At 46.6% G+C, this 14,777-nt stretch carries 23 protein-coding genes; 11 read left to right on the plus strand and 12 right to left on the minus strand.

What is annotated here, in order from left to right; translation table 11 throughout:
- Positions 1-76 precede the first annotated feature (76 nt).
- Positions 77-1,066, plus strand: coding sequence for a DUF2268 domain-containing protein (locus U719_RS07555; protein WP_023468159.1), 990 nt, complete (start codon positions 77-79; stop codon positions 1,064-1,066).
- A gap of 177 nt (positions 1,067-1,243) precedes the next feature.
- Here the strand turns inward: U719_RS07555 and U719_RS07560 are convergent, their stop codons facing one another.
- The 4 genes from U719_RS07560 to U719_RS07575 all read right to left on the minus strand — a co-directional run bounded on the left by U719_RS07560 (position 1,244) and on the right by U719_RS07575 (position 3,637).
- Positions 1,244-2,005, minus strand: coding sequence for a hypothetical protein (locus U719_RS07560; RefSeq protein ID WP_041255089.1), 762 nt, complete (start codon positions 2,003-2,005; stop codon positions 1,244-1,246).
- An 85-nt stretch (positions 2,006-2,090) separates the two neighbouring features.
- On the minus strand, positions 2,091-2,489 hold the full coding sequence (locus U719_RS07565) for a MarR family winged helix-turn-helix transcriptional regulator (protein ID WP_158408693.1): 399 nt from the start codon (positions 2,487-2,489) through the stop codon (positions 2,091-2,093).
- Between the two features lie 43 nt (positions 2,490-2,532).
- Complete coding sequence (locus U719_RS07570) at positions 2,533-2,952, minus strand: MarR family winged helix-turn-helix transcriptional regulator (RefSeq protein ID WP_023468161.1); 420 nt, start codon at positions 2,950-2,952, stop codon at positions 2,533-2,535.
- A 154-nt stretch (positions 2,953-3,106) separates the two neighbouring features.
- Positions 3,107-3,637, minus strand: a complete 531-nt coding sequence (locus U719_RS07575) for a hypothetical protein (protein ID WP_023468162.1) — start codon at positions 3,635-3,637, stop codon at positions 3,107-3,109.
- Between the two features lie 199 nt (positions 3,638-3,836).
- Between U719_RS07575 and arr the strand changes: the two genes are divergently transcribed.
- The 3 genes from arr to U719_RS16830 all read left to right on the plus strand — a co-directional run bounded on the left by arr (position 3,837) and on the right by U719_RS16830 (position 5,055).
- Positions 3,837-4,238, plus strand: coding sequence for an NAD(+)--rifampin ADP-ribosyltransferase (gene arr / locus U719_RS07580; RefSeq protein WP_023468163.1), 402 nt, complete (start codon positions 3,837-3,839; stop codon positions 4,236-4,238).
- An 18-nt stretch (positions 4,239-4,256) separates the two neighbouring features.
- The gene (locus U719_RS07585) at positions 4,257-4,772 is read left to right on the plus strand and encodes a hypothetical protein (RefSeq protein ID WP_023468164.1); all 516 of its coding nucleotides are present in this window, start codon (positions 4,257-4,259) and stop codon (positions 4,770-4,772) included.
- A gap of 106 nt (positions 4,773-4,878) precedes the next feature.
- Positions 4,879-5,055 carry a hypothetical protein gene (locus U719_RS16830; RefSeq protein ID WP_023468165.1) on the plus strand — a complete coding sequence of 59 codons (177 nt, stop codon included), beginning with the start codon at positions 4,879-4,881 and terminating at the stop codon, positions 5,053-5,055.
- A gap of 53 nt (positions 5,056-5,108) precedes the next feature.
- Here the strand turns inward: U719_RS16830 and U719_RS07590 are convergent, their stop codons facing one another.
- From U719_RS07590 to U719_RS07600, 3 genes are all read right to left on the minus strand, one after another.
- Complete coding sequence (locus tag U719_RS07590) at positions 5,109-5,585, minus strand: DUF6773 family protein (RefSeq protein WP_023468166.1); 477 nt, start codon at positions 5,583-5,585, stop codon at positions 5,109-5,111.
- Positions 5,578-5,787 carry a helix-turn-helix transcriptional regulator gene (locus tag U719_RS07595; protein WP_023468167.1) on the minus strand — a complete coding sequence of 70 codons (210 nt, stop codon included), beginning with the start codon at positions 5,785-5,787 and terminating at the stop codon, positions 5,578-5,580. Before U719_RS07595 ends, U719_RS07590 begins: the two co-directional genes overlap by 8 nt.
- A gap of 90 nt (positions 5,788-5,877) precedes the next feature.
- Positions 5,878-6,309, minus strand: coding sequence for an Rrf2 family transcriptional regulator (locus U719_RS07600; protein WP_023468168.1), 432 nt, complete (start codon positions 6,307-6,309; stop codon positions 5,878-5,880).
- A 163-nt stretch (positions 6,310-6,472) separates the two neighbouring features.
- Here U719_RS07600 and U719_RS07605 point away from each other — a divergent pair, with 163 nt between their 5' ends.
- Positions 6,473-7,108, plus strand: a complete 636-nt coding sequence (locus U719_RS07605) for an NAD(P)-dependent oxidoreductase (protein ID WP_023468169.1) — start codon at positions 6,473-6,475, stop codon at positions 7,106-7,108.
- A 128-nt stretch (positions 7,109-7,236) separates the two neighbouring features.
- A complete protein-coding gene (locus tag U719_RS07610) occupies positions 7,237-7,419 on the plus strand; it encodes a hypothetical protein (RefSeq protein WP_023468170.1) in 183 nt (60 codons plus the stop codon).
- 59 nt (positions 7,420-7,478) lie between these two features.
- Here the strand turns inward: U719_RS07610 and U719_RS07615 are convergent, their stop codons facing one another.
- The 4 genes from U719_RS07615 to U719_RS07630 form a co-directional block, all read right to left on the minus strand.
- Positions 7,479-7,760 carry a hypothetical protein gene (locus U719_RS07615; RefSeq protein ID WP_023468171.1) on the minus strand — a complete coding sequence of 94 codons (282 nt, stop codon included), beginning with the start codon at positions 7,758-7,760 and terminating at the stop codon, positions 7,479-7,481.
- A gap of 89 nt (positions 7,761-7,849) precedes the next feature.
- Positions 7,850-8,218 carry a hypothetical protein gene (locus U719_RS07620; RefSeq protein ID WP_158408694.1) on the minus strand — a complete coding sequence of 123 codons (369 nt, stop codon included), beginning with the start codon at positions 8,216-8,218 and terminating at the stop codon, positions 7,850-7,852.
- Positions 8,211-9,014: a hypothetical protein gene (locus U719_RS07625; protein ID WP_023468173.1), complete on the minus strand. Its 804-nt coding sequence runs from the start codon at positions 9,012-9,014 to the stop codon at positions 8,211-8,213. The genes U719_RS07620 and U719_RS07625 overlap by 8 nt, the downstream gene beginning before the upstream one ends.
- Before the next feature lie 25 nt (positions 9,015-9,039).
- On the minus strand, positions 9,040-9,582 hold the full coding sequence (locus tag U719_RS07630; protein ID WP_023468174.1) for a GNAT family N-acetyltransferase: 543 nt from the start codon (positions 9,580-9,582) through the stop codon (positions 9,040-9,042).
- 216 nt (positions 9,583-9,798) lie between these two features.
- Between U719_RS07630 and U719_RS07635 the strand changes: the two genes are divergently transcribed.
- From U719_RS07635 to U719_RS07645, 3 genes are read left to right on the plus strand one after another with little or no spacing between them, the layout of a single operon-like run.
- On the plus strand, positions 9,799-10,428 hold the full coding sequence (locus U719_RS07635) for a DedA family protein (RefSeq protein WP_023468175.1): 630 nt from the start codon (positions 9,799-9,801) through the stop codon (positions 10,426-10,428).
- A 54-nt stretch (positions 10,429-10,482) separates the two neighbouring features.
- The gene (locus tag U719_RS07640) at positions 10,483-11,610 is read left to right on the plus strand and encodes a glycosyltransferase (RefSeq protein ID WP_023468176.1); all 1,128 of its coding nucleotides are present in this window, start codon (positions 10,483-10,485) and stop codon (positions 11,608-11,610) included.
- A 17-nt stretch (positions 11,611-11,627) separates the two neighbouring features.
- The gene (locus U719_RS07645; RefSeq protein WP_023468177.1) at positions 11,628-12,314 is read left to right on the plus strand and encodes a polysaccharide deacetylase family protein; all 687 of its coding nucleotides are present in this window, start codon (positions 11,628-11,630) and stop codon (positions 12,312-12,314) included.
- A 153-nt stretch (positions 12,315-12,467) separates the two neighbouring features.
- Here U719_RS07645 and U719_RS07650 read toward each other — a convergent pair whose 3' ends face one another.
- Positions 12,468-13,577 (minus strand): GGDEF domain-containing protein, encoded by a 1,110-nt coding sequence (locus U719_RS07650; protein ID WP_041255093.1) that lies wholly within the window; start codon positions 13,575-13,577, stop codon positions 12,468-12,470.
- Between the two features lie 155 nt (positions 13,578-13,732).
- Between U719_RS07650 and U719_RS07655 the strand changes: the two genes are divergently transcribed.
- Positions 13,733-14,269: a DUF402 domain-containing protein gene (locus U719_RS07655; RefSeq protein WP_023468179.1), complete on the plus strand. Its 537-nt coding sequence runs from the start codon at positions 13,733-13,735 to the stop codon at positions 14,267-14,269.
- Positions 14,266-14,751, plus strand: a complete 486-nt coding sequence (locus tag U719_RS07660) for an NUDIX hydrolase (protein ID WP_023468180.1) — start codon at positions 14,266-14,268, stop codon at positions 14,749-14,751. The genes U719_RS07655 and U719_RS07660 overlap by 4 nt, the downstream gene beginning before the upstream one ends.
- Positions 14,752-14,777 lie beyond the last annotated feature (26 nt).

Consider the following 14,777-nt stretch of genomic DNA (forward strand, 5'->3'; position numbering starts at 1 on the left):
TTATGTAAAATATGAAACTTTTGTTATTAAATGACAGTATGAAATATTGAGACATGAATCTGAGGGAGGGGTTATATTGAAAAAAGGATGGCTCGTATTACTCTGTTTGATATTGCTTACCTTATCGGGGTGTACCGTTTGGGAAAGGGCAGAAAACTTCTTTTCACAAAACGACGAAACGATTAAAAATAAGACGATCAAGATTGGTCAAGATGATCAGGTCAAGATCGTTCCGCTCTATACGCAATACAATCAGTACTTAGAAGAAGCGATGCAGACAGGGAACTCAGACGACAACACGAACAGTTACCTAAAACATGTCTTAGGTTACATCGATGAAATTGGTGAGCAACAGAATCTTGATCTAACATATATGAAAAGTTACTTTATGCTACAAGCAACTGAGTATAAAGAACAATTACTAAGTCGGACGAAAGAGCTGATGAAACAAGATACAGAGATCAAAACAATCATTGAAAAAAGTTACACTGCTTCACATCGGGCATTACCAAAGCAAACGAATACGATATTCATCGTGCCTGTTAACACGGAATTCATGGAGCGTATGGATGTCATGGGAGGTGTCGCAGGACTGGCAACTAGAGATTGCTTCATGCTATTCCTTACCGCTGACTACGATCAGAAAATGTTAGATTATGCGGTAGCCCATGAATATCATCATACTGCTTTGTATGATCGGATGAAGCTAGATACATCCTTAGAAGATGAAGCTAGTCCACTGATCCATTCACTCCTTCTTGAAGGAAAAGCGGATCAGTTCGCGAAACACGTGGTTAAAGGAGTGACACCAGCTTGGGTCGAGCCATTAGAAGAAGAGACGAAACAGCGTGTTCTACGTTTAATGAAAAATGGTGAGTTAACGCAAGATGATATCATGGACGGCAATAAGGAACAGGATATACCTATGTGGAGTATGTACCGATTAGGTAAAGATATCATGGACGCATATCTTGAAAAACATCCTTCAGAATCGATAGCAGATTGGACGATTAAAGACGCGGAAACAATCTTGAAGGATTACAAATATAAAAACGATCTTTTTTGATTCAAAATAATGTAAAAAATGGTATTATGTATAGGGAAGCAACCTATCACTAACAGGAATATTATTTCTTTCAAAACTGTAATGAAGTATTCTTTTGAAGTGGATTCATCTTAAACGCAATACGTCCGGATTTCCTATGACTTAGGACATCCGGACGTATTTTTTAGAAGACATCATTTAAGCGAGTGAACGGATCGCGTTTGACATGGCAGGGGAGACAGGATGAATCTGTTCGATGTAATCGAGGATCACTAGTGCAGCCGTTTTATTATGCGAATAGCCTGGCATCATCTCTGAGAATCGGTTGACCATTTCTGGGAAACGTTGCTCAATCCGACGTTCCGGAGCAAACGGATCAACAGATGTCGCTTCCTCTTTTTCAAATGAGGACAGAACGTGTAACAATTGACCAACGGCAAATTGTTGAATCAAACGGAAAGCTGATAAGGTTTCACCACGTGCTTCGCGACAGAGCCCGACATATAGGTTCGTCAGTGCTTCATGGATGGCGTAATCGACGGATGGATGTTCGCTCGAACTGTTACGTGGTTGTGGGACTAAGCGTTCAAACGCGTCGAAGGAAGGATCGCACCACACGATACGACCAGCGGAAAATGCAATTTCAGAAAGTTCATCTAGTTCGAAGATCGCGAATTCGGCGTAGATACCGTCGTCAAACATGACTTTATGTCCATCCTGCGTATTTTGAAATTGAAAGTGTAAAGGGTATGTGTTTTCTAACCAGTCGAGTTGCTCGATGAATCGAGCCTTTTTACCGGGCTTTGCGATGACGAAAAAGTCTAAGTCCGAATAGTCATCGAGTCGTTCAAGTTCTTGACCGACTGAACCTAGTCCGAGCAGGACAAGCGCATCATCTGTTTGTGCAATCGTTTGCCCGATTGCGTCTAATCGTTCCAATAATACGTCTCTATGTGTCATCTCTGTTACTCCCTTGTTTTAGTGTCTCTATGTAAAAAACGCGGACGCCTCGATAGAAAAGAGTCCGCGGTTATCGGAAGTACGATCAAAAATGATCGCTTTGCATCTTATGGAGCAATTGGTCGAACGTCTCGTGGTCCTTTGATGTAAAGGCACGGAAATAACGATCATCAATCTCTTCGATCTCGGGAGCTGACGTTTGAATCAGCGCTGCACCATCTTCCGTCAAGAGAATCCGTTTTTCCCGGTTGATTCGTTTTCGGATGACGAGGTGTTCCGCGAGTAACTTCTTTACCGTTTGCGAAATGGCACCGCTTGAGAGTTCGAGCGTGCGTTCAAGTGATTTTTGTGTCGCACTCTCTTGATGATACAAGGTCATCAATAAATCGAATTGGGATTTTGAGAGTCCTTTTGGTTTCAATACATCGTTGACTTCTTTCGAATAACGAGAATGGATCCGCTGAATGGCGTTCCAATGTTGCATTGAAGATTCGAATGTGAAGGTCATGATTTTTCCTCCTCTTCTGTCACGCAGGATTGAGCTTATCGAAGAAACGGATTAATTCTTCCTGTTGTCGAGCCGTCAAAGCGGCGAATTGTTCCTGTTGAAAACGTTCATAGGCAGGCAACACTTCTTGCAGAATGGCTGTTCCTTTTTCCGTCAAGAGCAAATAGTTCGTCTTCCATTTGCGCTTACGGGTGATAAGTTGCCGATCGAATAAGCGTTTGATTCCGTGTGAAATCGTGCCATCGGTCACTTGGATCCGTTCCGCGATTTCCTTCTGGCTCGTGCATGAGGTTGTCTGTAGGCAACGCAATACTTCAAGATTCGTATGGGAGAGATCCCATTGTTTCAAGAACGCATTGACGTGCTTGATTTGTTGGTTGTGATACGTCGAAATCGTCTGCCAGCATGTCATGGGGTATGTCTCTGTCATTATTGTCATGAGGAACCTCTTAAATGTAGAATGTACTGCTGATGAATTACTTTTACCATACCATATTAAAAATATGTAGTGCTACTAGTTTGAACGCAAACCCATCACTTCCCATCATTACCTAGGAACTGTACAAAAAAAGACCTGAACGTGTCAGGTCGGTTCAGGAAGGAATCCCATTCGAAAGCGTGAGATAGGAATCCGTTAACTGGAATCCATATTTCGTAAAACATTGATCTGAGACGCGTCCTTGTAAGGTGATTGTCGCATAATCGCCACGAATCGCGTAATGAGTGTACTTTTTTTCGATGTCATGAATCAACGACTCAAGTAACAGACCACGCTCGCCGAGTCCTTCTTCCCGAACGTTGATCTCAAGTAAACAGAATGTACCGTATTCGGTGAGGGATGTGCGCTTCGTTCGTTCATGAAGCACGGTTAAGAACGAACGTTTTGAAATAAGGGATCGACTATGGGGTGGTTCTAGAATCGTGACGTAATAACTGAGAGCTGGTGGACGTAAATTACGCGTGACTTCGACGACTTGCCGCTGATTGTTGTACGCGAGACCAACGAATTGTTCCTGCGGATGATGCGGCACGGTCAGTCCTTCTTGCTCACAAACGGTTTGCCACTCGGCTTCTGGAATCCAGACAGCCTCTTCGGTTTTCGCTAAAGCTTTAAAGAACTTCACGTTAAACGGATGACCTCCTATAGGGTATGTAAAATGACTATTCCTATCATGCCTGATGGCCAGACAAAAAACGAGTTACAATCTGACGACAAATGCTCTTCCTTTGCTATAAGTATACCGTGAAATTTCATTTTAAAACAGACTACACCTGAATGAATTGACTGTCTATACTGAATGTATCCAGTCAGGAGGCGAGCATATGAAACCAGTCGAAGGTCCGTTTTTCCATGGCACGAAAGCCACGTTGCAAATCGGTGACAAATTGAAACCAGGGCATGCATCGAATTTTCGTGAACGACCGCTCCAGCACGTCTATTTCACGGCAACACTTGATGCAGCGAAGTGGGGCGCGGAGCTCGCACAATCTGATGCTCCGGAACGTATCTACCTCGTTGAGCCACTCGGAGCGTATGAGGATGATCCGAACTTGACGAACCAGCGTATCCAAGGCAATCCGACCCGGTCGTATCGTTCGACGGAACCCGTGAAGATCATCGCTGAACTCGGAACGTGGGAACGACATACCGATGAAGAGATTGAGACGATGAAAGCATCCCTGCAGCGGTTACGCGCAGAAGGGAAGGATACAATCATCGACTAAACGAACGGGGGAGAAGACTTGCCTGTATATGATTTTAAATCGATCCAACCGACGAACGTGAACGTCATTGATCAATTATTAGTTAATCACTTACATGCCATCCGCCTGAATCAAGACGACGAGCGATGGATCACGATCCTCGAAGATCCATTCGTTCCACCCATTGAAACGATTGTTGGAGTCTATTGTGTCTACCGAAAATCAATTCTTGATCTGTTGCAAGGTAGGATTGCCTCCATCGAATCGTATGACTTTCAGAATGCATCTGCGAACGACAAACTCATGACAGTAGAAGGCGTCGATGGAGTGCTTGATATGGCGACATTCGTCGTCATCGCATCAGAAGACGATACCTATATGTCTCACTACTTCATCGGCAGTGAGGCAGAGAAACTTAATTCGATCTTAAATGTATGCTTTGGTCATCCGAATTTGATTGACGATCAATCGACGGAACGTTCCATCAAACGCTTCGAGCAGGATGTTTTGATCGCTGAAAAGATGGGGTTCATGAAATTGCTTCGAAATGAATAGAGAAACGAATTGAATGTAAGATAAGCACTACCACGGATTCTTTTTGACAAAATGTACTGCAAGGTGAATATAGAATGGTACAATATGTAAAAAGGGGGTCGTTTATATGTCTCGCTTCAAACATGAAAAGAAACAATCACTCGATCATCTCCGCGATGGTGTCGATCAAGGTCTCGGTAGTGCCGTACCCCGTGGGCAAAACGACGGAATGCGTGGTCTAGAGATGCTCGCGGTGCTTGTCGTCCTCGGTGGAGGATATCTACTGTATCAATGGTTCATGTAATGTAAAACGCATCATCCTGTATAGGACGATGCGTTTCATTATGTATTCATGTATTATTGAAGTTCTTTCTTGATTTTTCGAAGTGAGATACGAGATAAGACCCATTCAACCAACTGCATTGCTAGGAAAGCACAACAAAACTTAACAGGGATCTCCATCCATCCCATTAGATCATGTGGCAAACCATCATGAACCGTCGTGATGATCGATAAGAATAAGCTGATCATTAAATGTTCTAACGTGTGTTTTCTCATTTTCTTCTTAAAGGATGTCTCATCATAAATATCTTGATCGTATACTCCAGCGAACGCCATTCGAATGATGCCATACACAAGATATGCTCCTATTATGAAAAAGCTAAACCCCCACTCAGCCATCGGACGATCTAACACCATCCCGCGTACGATGATATCGAGTATCGCTATGCAGAAGACGAAGATTCCTGCTTCGAAAAACACTTTTGTCCCCTGTTGTTGAACCCGTTCATCCGTTTCTTTTTTGATACCAAAGAATTCTAACCACTTACTCATGCTGTTCCTCCCAAAATAATGTATTTAAATCCGTTTCTAAGGCGTGTGCGATATCTAAACAAAGTCTAAGACTCGGATTGAACTTATTCGCTTCAATCAAGGCGATCGTTTGTCGCGTGACGTGTACTTTCTCTGCTAGTTGACCTTGTGTTAAGCCTTGCTGCATGCGAAGTTGTTTCATCGGACTCAACGATGTAGACATACCTATCCACTCCTTTACAAATATTCCCTCAGTTAGTATGTCATATATAGATGACATATGCAATGTATATATGACAAAAAAACATCGCCCTTATGAGGACGATGCTTCTTTTTGTTCGATTTCACTGACGATATCATCTAGAGTGACGTGAGCGAGTACCTTTTCAAGCGCGGATTGTGCGAGCTCAAAGATTGGTGTGACCGTCGATTGGATGTTTCGTCCGACTGGGCAATCTGGATTCGGTGCAGCATGGACGCCGAACAGTTCCTTATCCGGAACGACAGCAACGGCGTGATAGACGTCAAGCAGCGTAATGCGAGACAACGGGCGGGCGAGTCGCGCACCAGCGACACCCGGACGGACCTCAATCAAATCAGCTTTTTTCAACATGCTCATGATTTTACGGATGACGACCGGATTCGTATTGACGCTGCCAGCAATCAAGTCGGATGTCATCTTCTCGTCGGTTGCGATCAACGAGAGAATATGGATGCCGACGGAAAAACGAGTACTGATGGCCAACGGATGACCCTCCTTCTTAAAAACTTTGTTCTCTCATTATACGCTGTATCGTTCATTTGGCAAGAAACGGGGAATAGGAACAACACTGTTGACAAATAAAGTGTTTGTAACTATATTGGTTACATGTAATCAATATAGTTACATATCAAAAGGAGGAATCATCATGAACATCGGAATCATCGGCGCAACAGGAAAAGCAGGGCAGTTGATTTTACAAGAAGCAATCAAACGCGGACATGACGTCACGGCAATCGTCCGTAACGCGGCAAAAGTGACCGCAGACGTCACGATTCTCGAGCGTGATGTGCTTGCGCTGACGAAAGACGATCTGAACGGATTTGACGCCATCGTCAATGCGTTTAACGCAGCACCGGGTGAGGAAACGAAACATATCGAAGTCGGACGTCATTTAATCAACGTGTTAGCAGGAAGTAAGACACGACTATTCGTTGTCGGTGGTGCGGGAAGCCTATTCGTTGATGCCGAGCATACAGTACGTGTCATGGAAACACCGGATTTCCCGGAAGCGTATTATCCGACAGCTTCGAACATGGGGAAAAACTTGATCGAACTGCAAGGGCAACACGACGTGACGTGGACGTATCTCAGCCCCGCTGGATTCTTTGATCCGAGCGGTCAACGAACAGGAACGTATACGATCGGCGGCGAGCAGATGATTCTAAACGCAAAAGGGGAAAGCTACATCAGTTACGCGGATTACGCCATCGCTGTAGTCGATGAGCTAGAAAACGCGCAACATCTCAACGAGCGGTTCTCGGTCGTTGGCGAACAAGGGTGATGGTGTAAGACCGACTTACGTAGTCGGTCTTTTTTAATGGGCGGAGCGAGAGATACAGCGGAGGACGGATGGCATAATAGCATAGTTTGTTTAATATGAGGATAGAAACGACTAAAGGAGTATAAATCATGATGCGACGAGTTTTTAGTATCATCAGTCTGTTAGCTGTCTTGATCGTCTGTACGACGTCGACGCAACCGTCCCGGTTCGAACGTTCGAAACCGGTCGCGACGATCGAGGATCATTACGAGGGACAAATCAATTGGCCGAGTGAAAGTGATCCGTTGCTGGAGCTTAACGCCAAACCGTGATCTACATATTTTGCCGACCAAAGCCCGTCTCCTTGAAGAAGACGGGCTTTTTGGTGACGTTAGATGACAGTCATTGCGTTCAAGAAGACGAAGAAGAACATGATGCCGCTCGTCAAAATCAAAAAGGGGAGGACGATCAATAATTCAAGATGCGGACGAACGCCATGGTAGAACAGAAAGAACAGTGACAAACAGGCGGTCGTGATCGTCAGCGCAAGTGAAACGATCAATTGGTGAAGGGGTTCGATGAATGGAATGAGAGACGAACCTGTGACCGTATCGAAGGCGAAACCGAAGGACAAGAAAATGAGTAAGTACAAAATTGATTTTTGACGAAACATGCGGCATGTCTCCTTTACTGAACGATACATTCAGTATAGTGCCTAGCCTGTCATTCTTACCTAACAAAAATGTAAGAATGTGGCTGATTTCAAACAGCTGAATCGTTTTTGTATAGTAATGTCAAACGTGTCATCAAAAAATAGAGAAAAGCGGCGCTACTCGCAATTGCCTGAAAATAGAGCGGTTGAAACAGACCATTGAAGACGATTAATAAGATGCCACCAATAAGTAAGGCGATGCCTTGATTCAGGAAGAGATGTGATGTAAAGGAAAGTAGACGCGTTCGGAAGCGGAAGTAACGAATTGCGTCAGTCAGGATGCCGCCAACCGTGATGACAATCATAAACGATAGTAATGTCTCAAAAACACCTGAATAATACCCAGCGTCCGTCTCGGGCATAAGCCGCGGTGACGACGGGAGATGTTGATACAGCATCAAAAAAATCCAATTAGTCATCAGTAGTCGAAATGACAGACGGATCATGGTGTTCCTCCTTCCCGGTTTTCATGACGATGAATAGACGGGTGACCATTACATATAAAATGGCAGCGACTACGTTTCCGGTAAAACATACTGCAGGAAGCGAAGTGAACAAAATGAATGCGCCAGCAAACACGAAGACCGTACCTTGATGAACGAGGAGATGCGTAGTCCACGGTAGCGAACGTTTCGTAAAACGAACAGCTAACAGCAAGTCAGCCATCGCGATGCTGCTGAAGAACAGTAGCATGACAGCGTCCAACTGTTCATTGACCAACTGCTCCGTGTAGGACAAAAACGGCACCATCATCGTCATCGAACCAAACAAGTGGAGAAATAAAAAGAAGCTGAGGACGGTCCGAGCAAGCCACCCGAATAGATAGGGGAGGAATGCCGGATACTTCCGTGCTGATTCGGAGACAAGAAGATACACCAATGCTACTCCAGAACAGAACAAGACAAAATAGAACGAAAATGGATTGGGTTGCACAAGTAGATAGAGGACGATACTTGCGAACAACGCGACGACTTGATTGAGGATGATCCGTTGTGCGAATGAGATAGTAGAACGGAATAACAGGCGCGGCAGCCCTTCTGTTAAGAGTGCGCCGATTAGGATGACTGGACCGGCAAACAGTAGACCAATCAGGAAGAAGTCGGTAAAGGACGTGCCGTATAGTGCTGGATTCCCCATCTCAAGCCCAGCAATCAGTGCGTACAAGAAAGCAAACAATATCGCAGAAATGAAACTGCTCTTTACGATCGATACCATGAGATAAGTCCTTTCCGTTTGTTGCTCAAAATAGTTTGTACCAATACAGCGTCAGATTGATGTCTGGATTGGCGAATTGTTTTAGGCTATCGACTCCACCAAGCACGAAGCCTTCCCGCTCGTAAAACCGGCAAGCCATCAGATTATCGTCCTGTGCTTCAAGGGATAGACCGATCAACTCACGTTGCTGTGCCCACTTCGTCGCAGCGGCGAGCAGTTGGTGTCCAACGCCTAGTTTACGAAACGTTTGTTTGACGGCGATATTCTCGATGTAGGCGAAACGGTTCCAGTCACGAACGAGACGAATCTGACCGATACAAGAAGTGCCGGAGAAGGCGAGGAGGACGATACGATCTTGATGATCAATATAAGTAGACCAATCGAGACGATCGTCTGGGAAATGCGTTTCAGTAGCTGTTTCATAAAGTTCTTCCGTATAGGACCAGGCGGTACCGGAAAACTGTGGAACGATGCGTCCGATGATCGGAAACGCGTCGTTGGCTTCATTGACGAGTGGAATGCTCTCGGGCGAGAGCGGGCGAATCGTCAGCTGTTTCGTCTCTTTCATCGTTATTCTCCTTTATGTCTATTGAGATATCCTTCACTCTCTTCATCATCTCCTAAATACTGAGAACTGTCACGAGGAGAGATACGAGAACAGGTCAATTTTTAGCTGAAAACGGGTTTTAATTTTTCTAAAAAAGGAATTGCATGAACAGGAACGAATACATAGTCAGAAGACGATGAAACATTACAGAGAGACAGCAGTAGAGGACGTGACAACATGAACATGGATACGGTCAACCAGTATCTCGATGCCTATGGATATGGCGTTATTTTCATCTTTTTATTTTTTGGCATCGTCGGGATTCCGGCACCGGAAGAATCGCTACTCGTCCTGATTGGAATCTTAAGTGGTCAGAACGAAGAACGTTTGATTTATTCAATGTTAACGGCATACGCCGGGACGTTCGTCGGTATGTTGACGGCATATAGCGCGGGGCGCTTCTTCGGACCGACCGTCTTACGATACGGTCGTTTCATCGGATTGACGAGAGAACGCTGGGAGCGGGTGTCGAACGGCTACATGGGACGGATTAATCGGACGATCATCGCCGGTCTTTATATTCCGGGCGTGCGGCAAATCAATCCGTATTTTGCAGGCATGAAGCGAATTCCGTTCGGTCGGTATTTCTGGGTGTCGGCACTTGGTTCCGCGCTATGGGTCGTTCCTTTCGTCTTACTCGGTCACTTTGCCGGAAAGACGTTTCATATCAAGCCGGAAGTCGTACCGTATTTCGGACTTGCCTTACTCGTATTGTTCCTGCTCGGTGTACTCGTCAAATGGATTAAGCGTAAACGGCTCGAAAAACGCGTCGTTTCAGGGAAAAACCAAGCGGGAAAAGAAGACTAAGCGATACTTCTTTTTAAAGGATTTTTGCGGATAGTTTGAAGGAGTGGACATACGATGCAAAAAATAGTGATCTTTCCTTTTTTAAGGATGCGATCCGGTCATCATCTCGTCGCGGAAGCCATCGCCGAACGATTGCAGGGACCAGATGTTGAAGTCAAGGAAGTAGAGTTACTCAGTACAATCAGCCCGTTCGCGGAATGGGTGACATCGAAGTTTTATCTGAACTGGATCCGACATTTCTCAAACGGTTATAGTCGTTTTTATCATCGGCATATTGCCGGGCGTTCGAGTAACGCGCGCTCGACCGGATGGACGTCGCATTATTTCCAACAACAGATGTTACGAATCATCCGAACGGAACAACCGGATGTCATCATCTGTACGCATGCGTTTCCATCTTATCTCTTGAATCAATTGAAGGAACGAAACCTTTGTGATGTACCCGTCATCAATGCCTATACCGATCTATTCGTCAGTCGCGTCTGGGGAAAGACGCACATCGAGTATCACTTGTTGCCGAATCGTGAGGCGAGGCGGGAATTACACGCGCATCATGCCGTACCAGAAGAGCGGTTGTTCGTGACGGGAATTCCTGTCCATCCAGCCATTTTTGGTGGTTCGATCATTCGTTCGACGCAGTCACGCAAACAAATTCTGGTTGCGGGCGGAAACGGTGGACTCGGTCAACTCGAGACGTTGCTGACGCAAATCGAACAGTGTGCAGAAGCTGATTTTCATGTCTTGTGCGGGAACAATCAGACGCTCTATAAACGGTTAGCTTCGCGACGTCATCCACATATTCATCCACTCGCCTATATCGATTCACGAGATGAGATGAATCAACTGTATGAACGGATGGATGCGATCGTCACGAAGCCGGGAGGCGTGACGGTCAGCGAAGCATTCGAAAAACGTGTTCCGCTGTTCATTCAACACGTCCTACCGGGGCAAGAAGAGATCAATCGTACGTATTTGATGGAGAAAGGGCTTGCGTTCTCCTTTAATCAAACGGATTCACTCGCGGATGTCATCCGTCGGACGCTTGAGAATCCGGACGTCATGCATGCTTGGCAACAGGCGGTCACGCAGTATCAAAATGATTGCGTCATGGCCGATCAGCGGTTTTTCGCGGAACGAATTGCGGGTTGCCTGCAAGATCGTCGTCAAAAAGTAAATGGATAATAAGGGAGTTAGTTTACATGCGTTCACGTCTTGTCACAGCGGGAGTTCTCGCGACACTTGCTTATACGGTCGTTCCGTATATGGCGTCACGCGTCTTCGGATGGCGCGTGACGAAATCACTGGACTCACGATCCATCGCCTTGACGTTCGATGACGGTCCAGATCCTGTCTATACGACAGAACTGCTGGATCTCTTACAACAAGAAGGCATTCACGCGACGTTTTTCGTCGTGGGTCATAAAGCAGAAGCACATCCGGACCTCATTCACCGGATGCACGAAGAAGGGCATCAACTCGGGATCCACAATTATGTCCATCGACCGAACTGGTCGATGCGACCGTCGACAGTCCGGACAGGCATCGAACGGACAGCAGCAATCATTGAACGGATCACGGGCGAACGTCCGACGGTCTACCGTCCACCGTGGGGCGCACTCAATGCTGGAGATGTCCTCTGTCCTCCTTCTTACGAAATGATTCTCTGGTCGAAGATGGCGGAGGACTGGAAGCTAGAGGGCGGGAAGGCGAAAATCAAACGGCTGCTATCAAATGTGTCAGAAGGAGACATCATCTTGCTCCATGATAATGGGGATACGTTCGGTGCGGATCCACAAGCACCCATGCAGACGATCGCGGCGCTGAAAGAACTCTTACCGGAGTGGAAAGCACGTGGCTTACAGTTTCGGCGAATCGATCAAGCGTAAAGAAAGAGGACTTACCGGTTTCATGGTAAGTCCTCTTTTGCATGGATGAAGCATTGCGTGACATGTCGTCCTCGTCTGCATGACGATGATGGAGGATCTGTTTTTGCATCATCCAGCGCAGTCTACTCAATAATCGAATGCGTATGATAAAGATTAAGAACGGACCGGTTCACGGTCTTGCGTCGTCATCGCCGCCTCAGCATCGACCTCGTACAGAATGACACGGTTCCGCCCTTGTTCCTTGGCGGCATATAACGCTTCGTCGGCAAGGATATTCATCCGCTGAGCAGCGACGTGTTTCCCATGGGAGATGCCAACGGACGCTGTGATCGAGATGGCGGGAAAGCCGTCGAGCTGAAAGCGCGTGTTCGCGATCCGCTCCCGGATTCGGTTGGCGACCTTCGCGACTTTCGAAGGCGTCAAATCATAGATGAGGACCATGAATTCCTCTCCCCCGATGCGCGCCGTGATATCATGCGGACGCGTTTCTTCCTGTAAGATCCGTGCGAACTGTTGCAAGACGAGATCCCCGTTTGCATGCCCGTATGTATCGTTGACATGCTTGAAGTGGTCGATGTCGAGTGCGAGCACATTGTAGACACGTCCTTCTTCTTCGAGCAACGCCGTCCGTTCGTCCCAAACCCGGCGATTGTACAGTCCCGTCAAATGATCGAGTTCCGCTGATTGTTTGTAGCGCTGCACTTGTTCGTTGAGCAACTGAAAATCAATCGTCAATAGACTCGATAACAGTCCGACCGCCAGTCCGATCGTCCATGTCGAAGCGAGCAAACGAAGAGCGGCGTCACTAAAGCCGAGATTGATCGAGACGGCAATCGTAATCATGAACAACGCCCAGACGTTCATGATGAGATTTTGCAAGAATGGTCGGTGGAGCAACCGTTTATGGATGAAGTACATCCCGGTGCTGATACCAAGGACTGCAAGAAACGCGACGATCGCTTGTGGTGTCCAGCCGAAGTAGAACCGGGAGCAGCCGATGATCAGCGTTGCGATGATCAGAGGCGAACGGACGCCATAAAAAGCGAGCAGGACGAGCGGTAAATGACGCAAATCCATCCGTAACGACTCGTTGACGGCGATCCCCTTAAACATCAATAGCACCCCGAGCAGCCCGGTCGCAAGACCGACGATGAGGGATTTCAAGCTACTTGACGCGAGACGTTGACTATAAATGATTTTGGCGATCAAATAAAAGCCGGTGAAGGCGATGCAAGCATTCAATAACAACTCGGCAATGAACATCGGTTCCACATCCTTGAGTATGATACTTTCACGATAGCAGTTTGTTAAAGGATGTCAACGAGAGAGTCTCAAAATTTTAAAGATTCAGGTAAAGACTTGCTCAAACAAATTTATTTGGTAAAATTAGAGAGCTTTAGGGAAGGAGTGGGGTGAGAATGGAACTACAGCATGTCACGATGGAAGCGCGAAAATTTGATGGACGTCCGCACTATTCATGGGACGGCTATGTCCTTGAACAGACGGAAGCGTATCTGCTCGTCGCGAATACGCCCGGGCGGACTCTTTTGCATCATCGTCGCGAAGCGGTTTATACATATGACAATTATAGTCTCGAATTCTATCCGCTTGATGCGGATTTTACGGTCGGTCTCGATTTAGAGCGGACGGGAGAGGTGACGTACTACTGTAACATTTGCTTACCGCCAGTTCTTCAAGGAAATACCTTATCGTTCATTGATCTGGATCTCGATCTCGTCCATCGCGAGGAAGTGTGGACGGTCGTCGACGAGGACGAATTTTTAGAGAACCAACAATTGTACGATTATCCGACTGATGTGATTGAACGAGCCCGTGCATCGTTACTGAACCTCCAAGAACGAATCGCGCAGCAACAGTTTCCGTTTGACGGCTTTTTGGATTCATTCATCCCGACCGTCCTACAACAGATGAAGAGAAGGGGGAATGACACATGAAGACGATTCGTTGCCACCGGGCATTTGGTGTCTATGGATTATTGATGAAGGAGGATGCCTTACTCGTCATCGACAAGAATGGTGGACCGTATATCAATCGCTATGACTTACCAGGGGGAAGCCTCGAAGAAGGAGAGACGCTCGCTACGGCGATGCGCCGGGAATTCACGGAAGAGACAGGGCTCGAAGTGGCACTCGAACGACAGATCGGCGTCGCGGACTTCAAGCTTCCGTGGGATTGGCGCGAGTTCGAAGAAGTCCATCACATCGCTGTCTTTTATCTCGTCCGACAGACGGGTGGTGTGCTTAGTATCCCCGAACAATTCGTCGGACAAGACTCACTCGGTGCGCGCTGGGTCAATGCGAGTGACGTCTCGATTGATAACGCGTCACCGCTCGTACTCGAAGCGTTTCGCTGGATCGAGGAACAGCAACTCGATCTCGAGGCACGACACTTCTCGAATTGGGACGTCTTAAAATGAACAGGAGCGCTCTTCGTTGACGGAGA

This window comes from Exiguobacterium sp. MH3 (assembly GCF_000496635.1).
In the GTDB taxonomy this organism is placed as follows: Bacteria; Bacillota; Bacilli; order Exiguobacteriales; family Exiguobacteriaceae; genus Exiguobacterium_A; species Exiguobacterium_A indicum.

Bases quoted from the DNA above. Each gene is read 5' to 3' on its own strand.
- U719_RS07560 (WP_041255089.1), bottom strand. From the start codon at position 2,005: ATGACACATAGAGACGTATTATTGGAACGATTAGACGCAATCGGGCAA.
- U719_RS07610 (WP_023468170.1), top strand. From the start codon at position 7,237: ATGATGCGACGAGTTTTTAGTATCATCAGTCTGTTAGCTGTCTTGATC.
- arr (WP_023468163.1), top strand. From the start codon at position 3,837: ATGAAACCAGTCGAAGGTCCGTTTTTCCATGGCACGAAAGCCACGTTG.
- U719_RS07565 (WP_158408693.1), bottom strand. From the start codon at position 2,489: ATGCAACATTGGAACGCCATTCAGCGGATCCATTCTCGTTATTCGAAA.
- U719_RS16830 (WP_023468165.1), top strand. From the start codon at position 4,879: ATGTCTCGCTTCAAACATGAAAAGAAACAATCACTCGATCATCTCCGC.
- U719_RS07615 (WP_023468171.1), bottom strand. From the start codon at position 7,760: ATGTTTCGTCAAAAATCAATTTTGTACTTACTCATTTTCTTGTCCTTC.
- U719_RS07645 (WP_023468177.1), top strand. From the start codon at position 11,628: ATGCGTTCACGTCTTGTCACAGCGGGAGTTCTCGCGACACTTGCTTAT.
- U719_RS07630 (WP_023468174.1), bottom strand. From the start codon at position 9,582: ATGAAAGAGACGAAACAGCTGACGATTCGCCCGCTCTCGCCCGAGAGC.
- U719_RS07635 (WP_023468175.1), top strand. From the start codon at position 9,799: ATGAACATGGATACGGTCAACCAGTATCTCGATGCCTATGGATATGGC.
- U719_RS07650 (WP_041255093.1), bottom strand. From the start codon at position 13,577: ATGTTCATTGCCGAGTTGTTATTGAATGCTTGCATCGCCTTCACCGGC.
- U719_RS07595 (WP_023468167.1), bottom strand. From the start codon at position 5,787: ATGTCTACATCGTTGAGTCCGATGAAACAACTTCGCATGCAGCAAGGC.
- U719_RS07655 (WP_023468179.1), top strand. From the start codon at position 13,733: ATGGAACTACAGCATGTCACGATGGAAGCGCGAAAATTTGATGGACGT.
- U719_RS07605 (WP_023468169.1), top strand. From the start codon at position 6,473: ATGAACATCGGAATCATCGGCGCAACAGGAAAAGCAGGGCAGTTGATT.
- U719_RS07625 (WP_023468173.1), bottom strand. From the start codon at position 9,014: ATGGTATCGATCGTAAAGAGCAGTTTCATTTCTGCGATATTGTTTGCT.
- U719_RS07640 (WP_023468176.1), top strand. From the start codon at position 10,483: ATGCAAAAAATAGTGATCTTTCCTTTTTTAAGGATGCGATCCGGTCAT.
- U719_RS07660 (WP_023468180.1), top strand. From the start codon at position 14,266: ATGAAGACGATTCGTTGCCACCGGGCATTTGGTGTCTATGGATTATTG.
- U719_RS07620 (WP_158408694.1), bottom strand. From the start codon at position 8,218: ATGACTAATTGGATTTTTTTGATGCTGTATCAACATCTCCCGTCGTCA.
- U719_RS07570 (WP_023468161.1), bottom strand. From the start codon at position 2,952: ATGACAATAATGACAGAGACATACCCCATGACATGCTGGCAGACGATT.
- U719_RS07590 (WP_023468166.1), bottom strand. From the start codon at position 5,585: ATGAGTAAGTGGTTAGAATTCTTTGGTATCAAAAAAGAAACGGATGAA.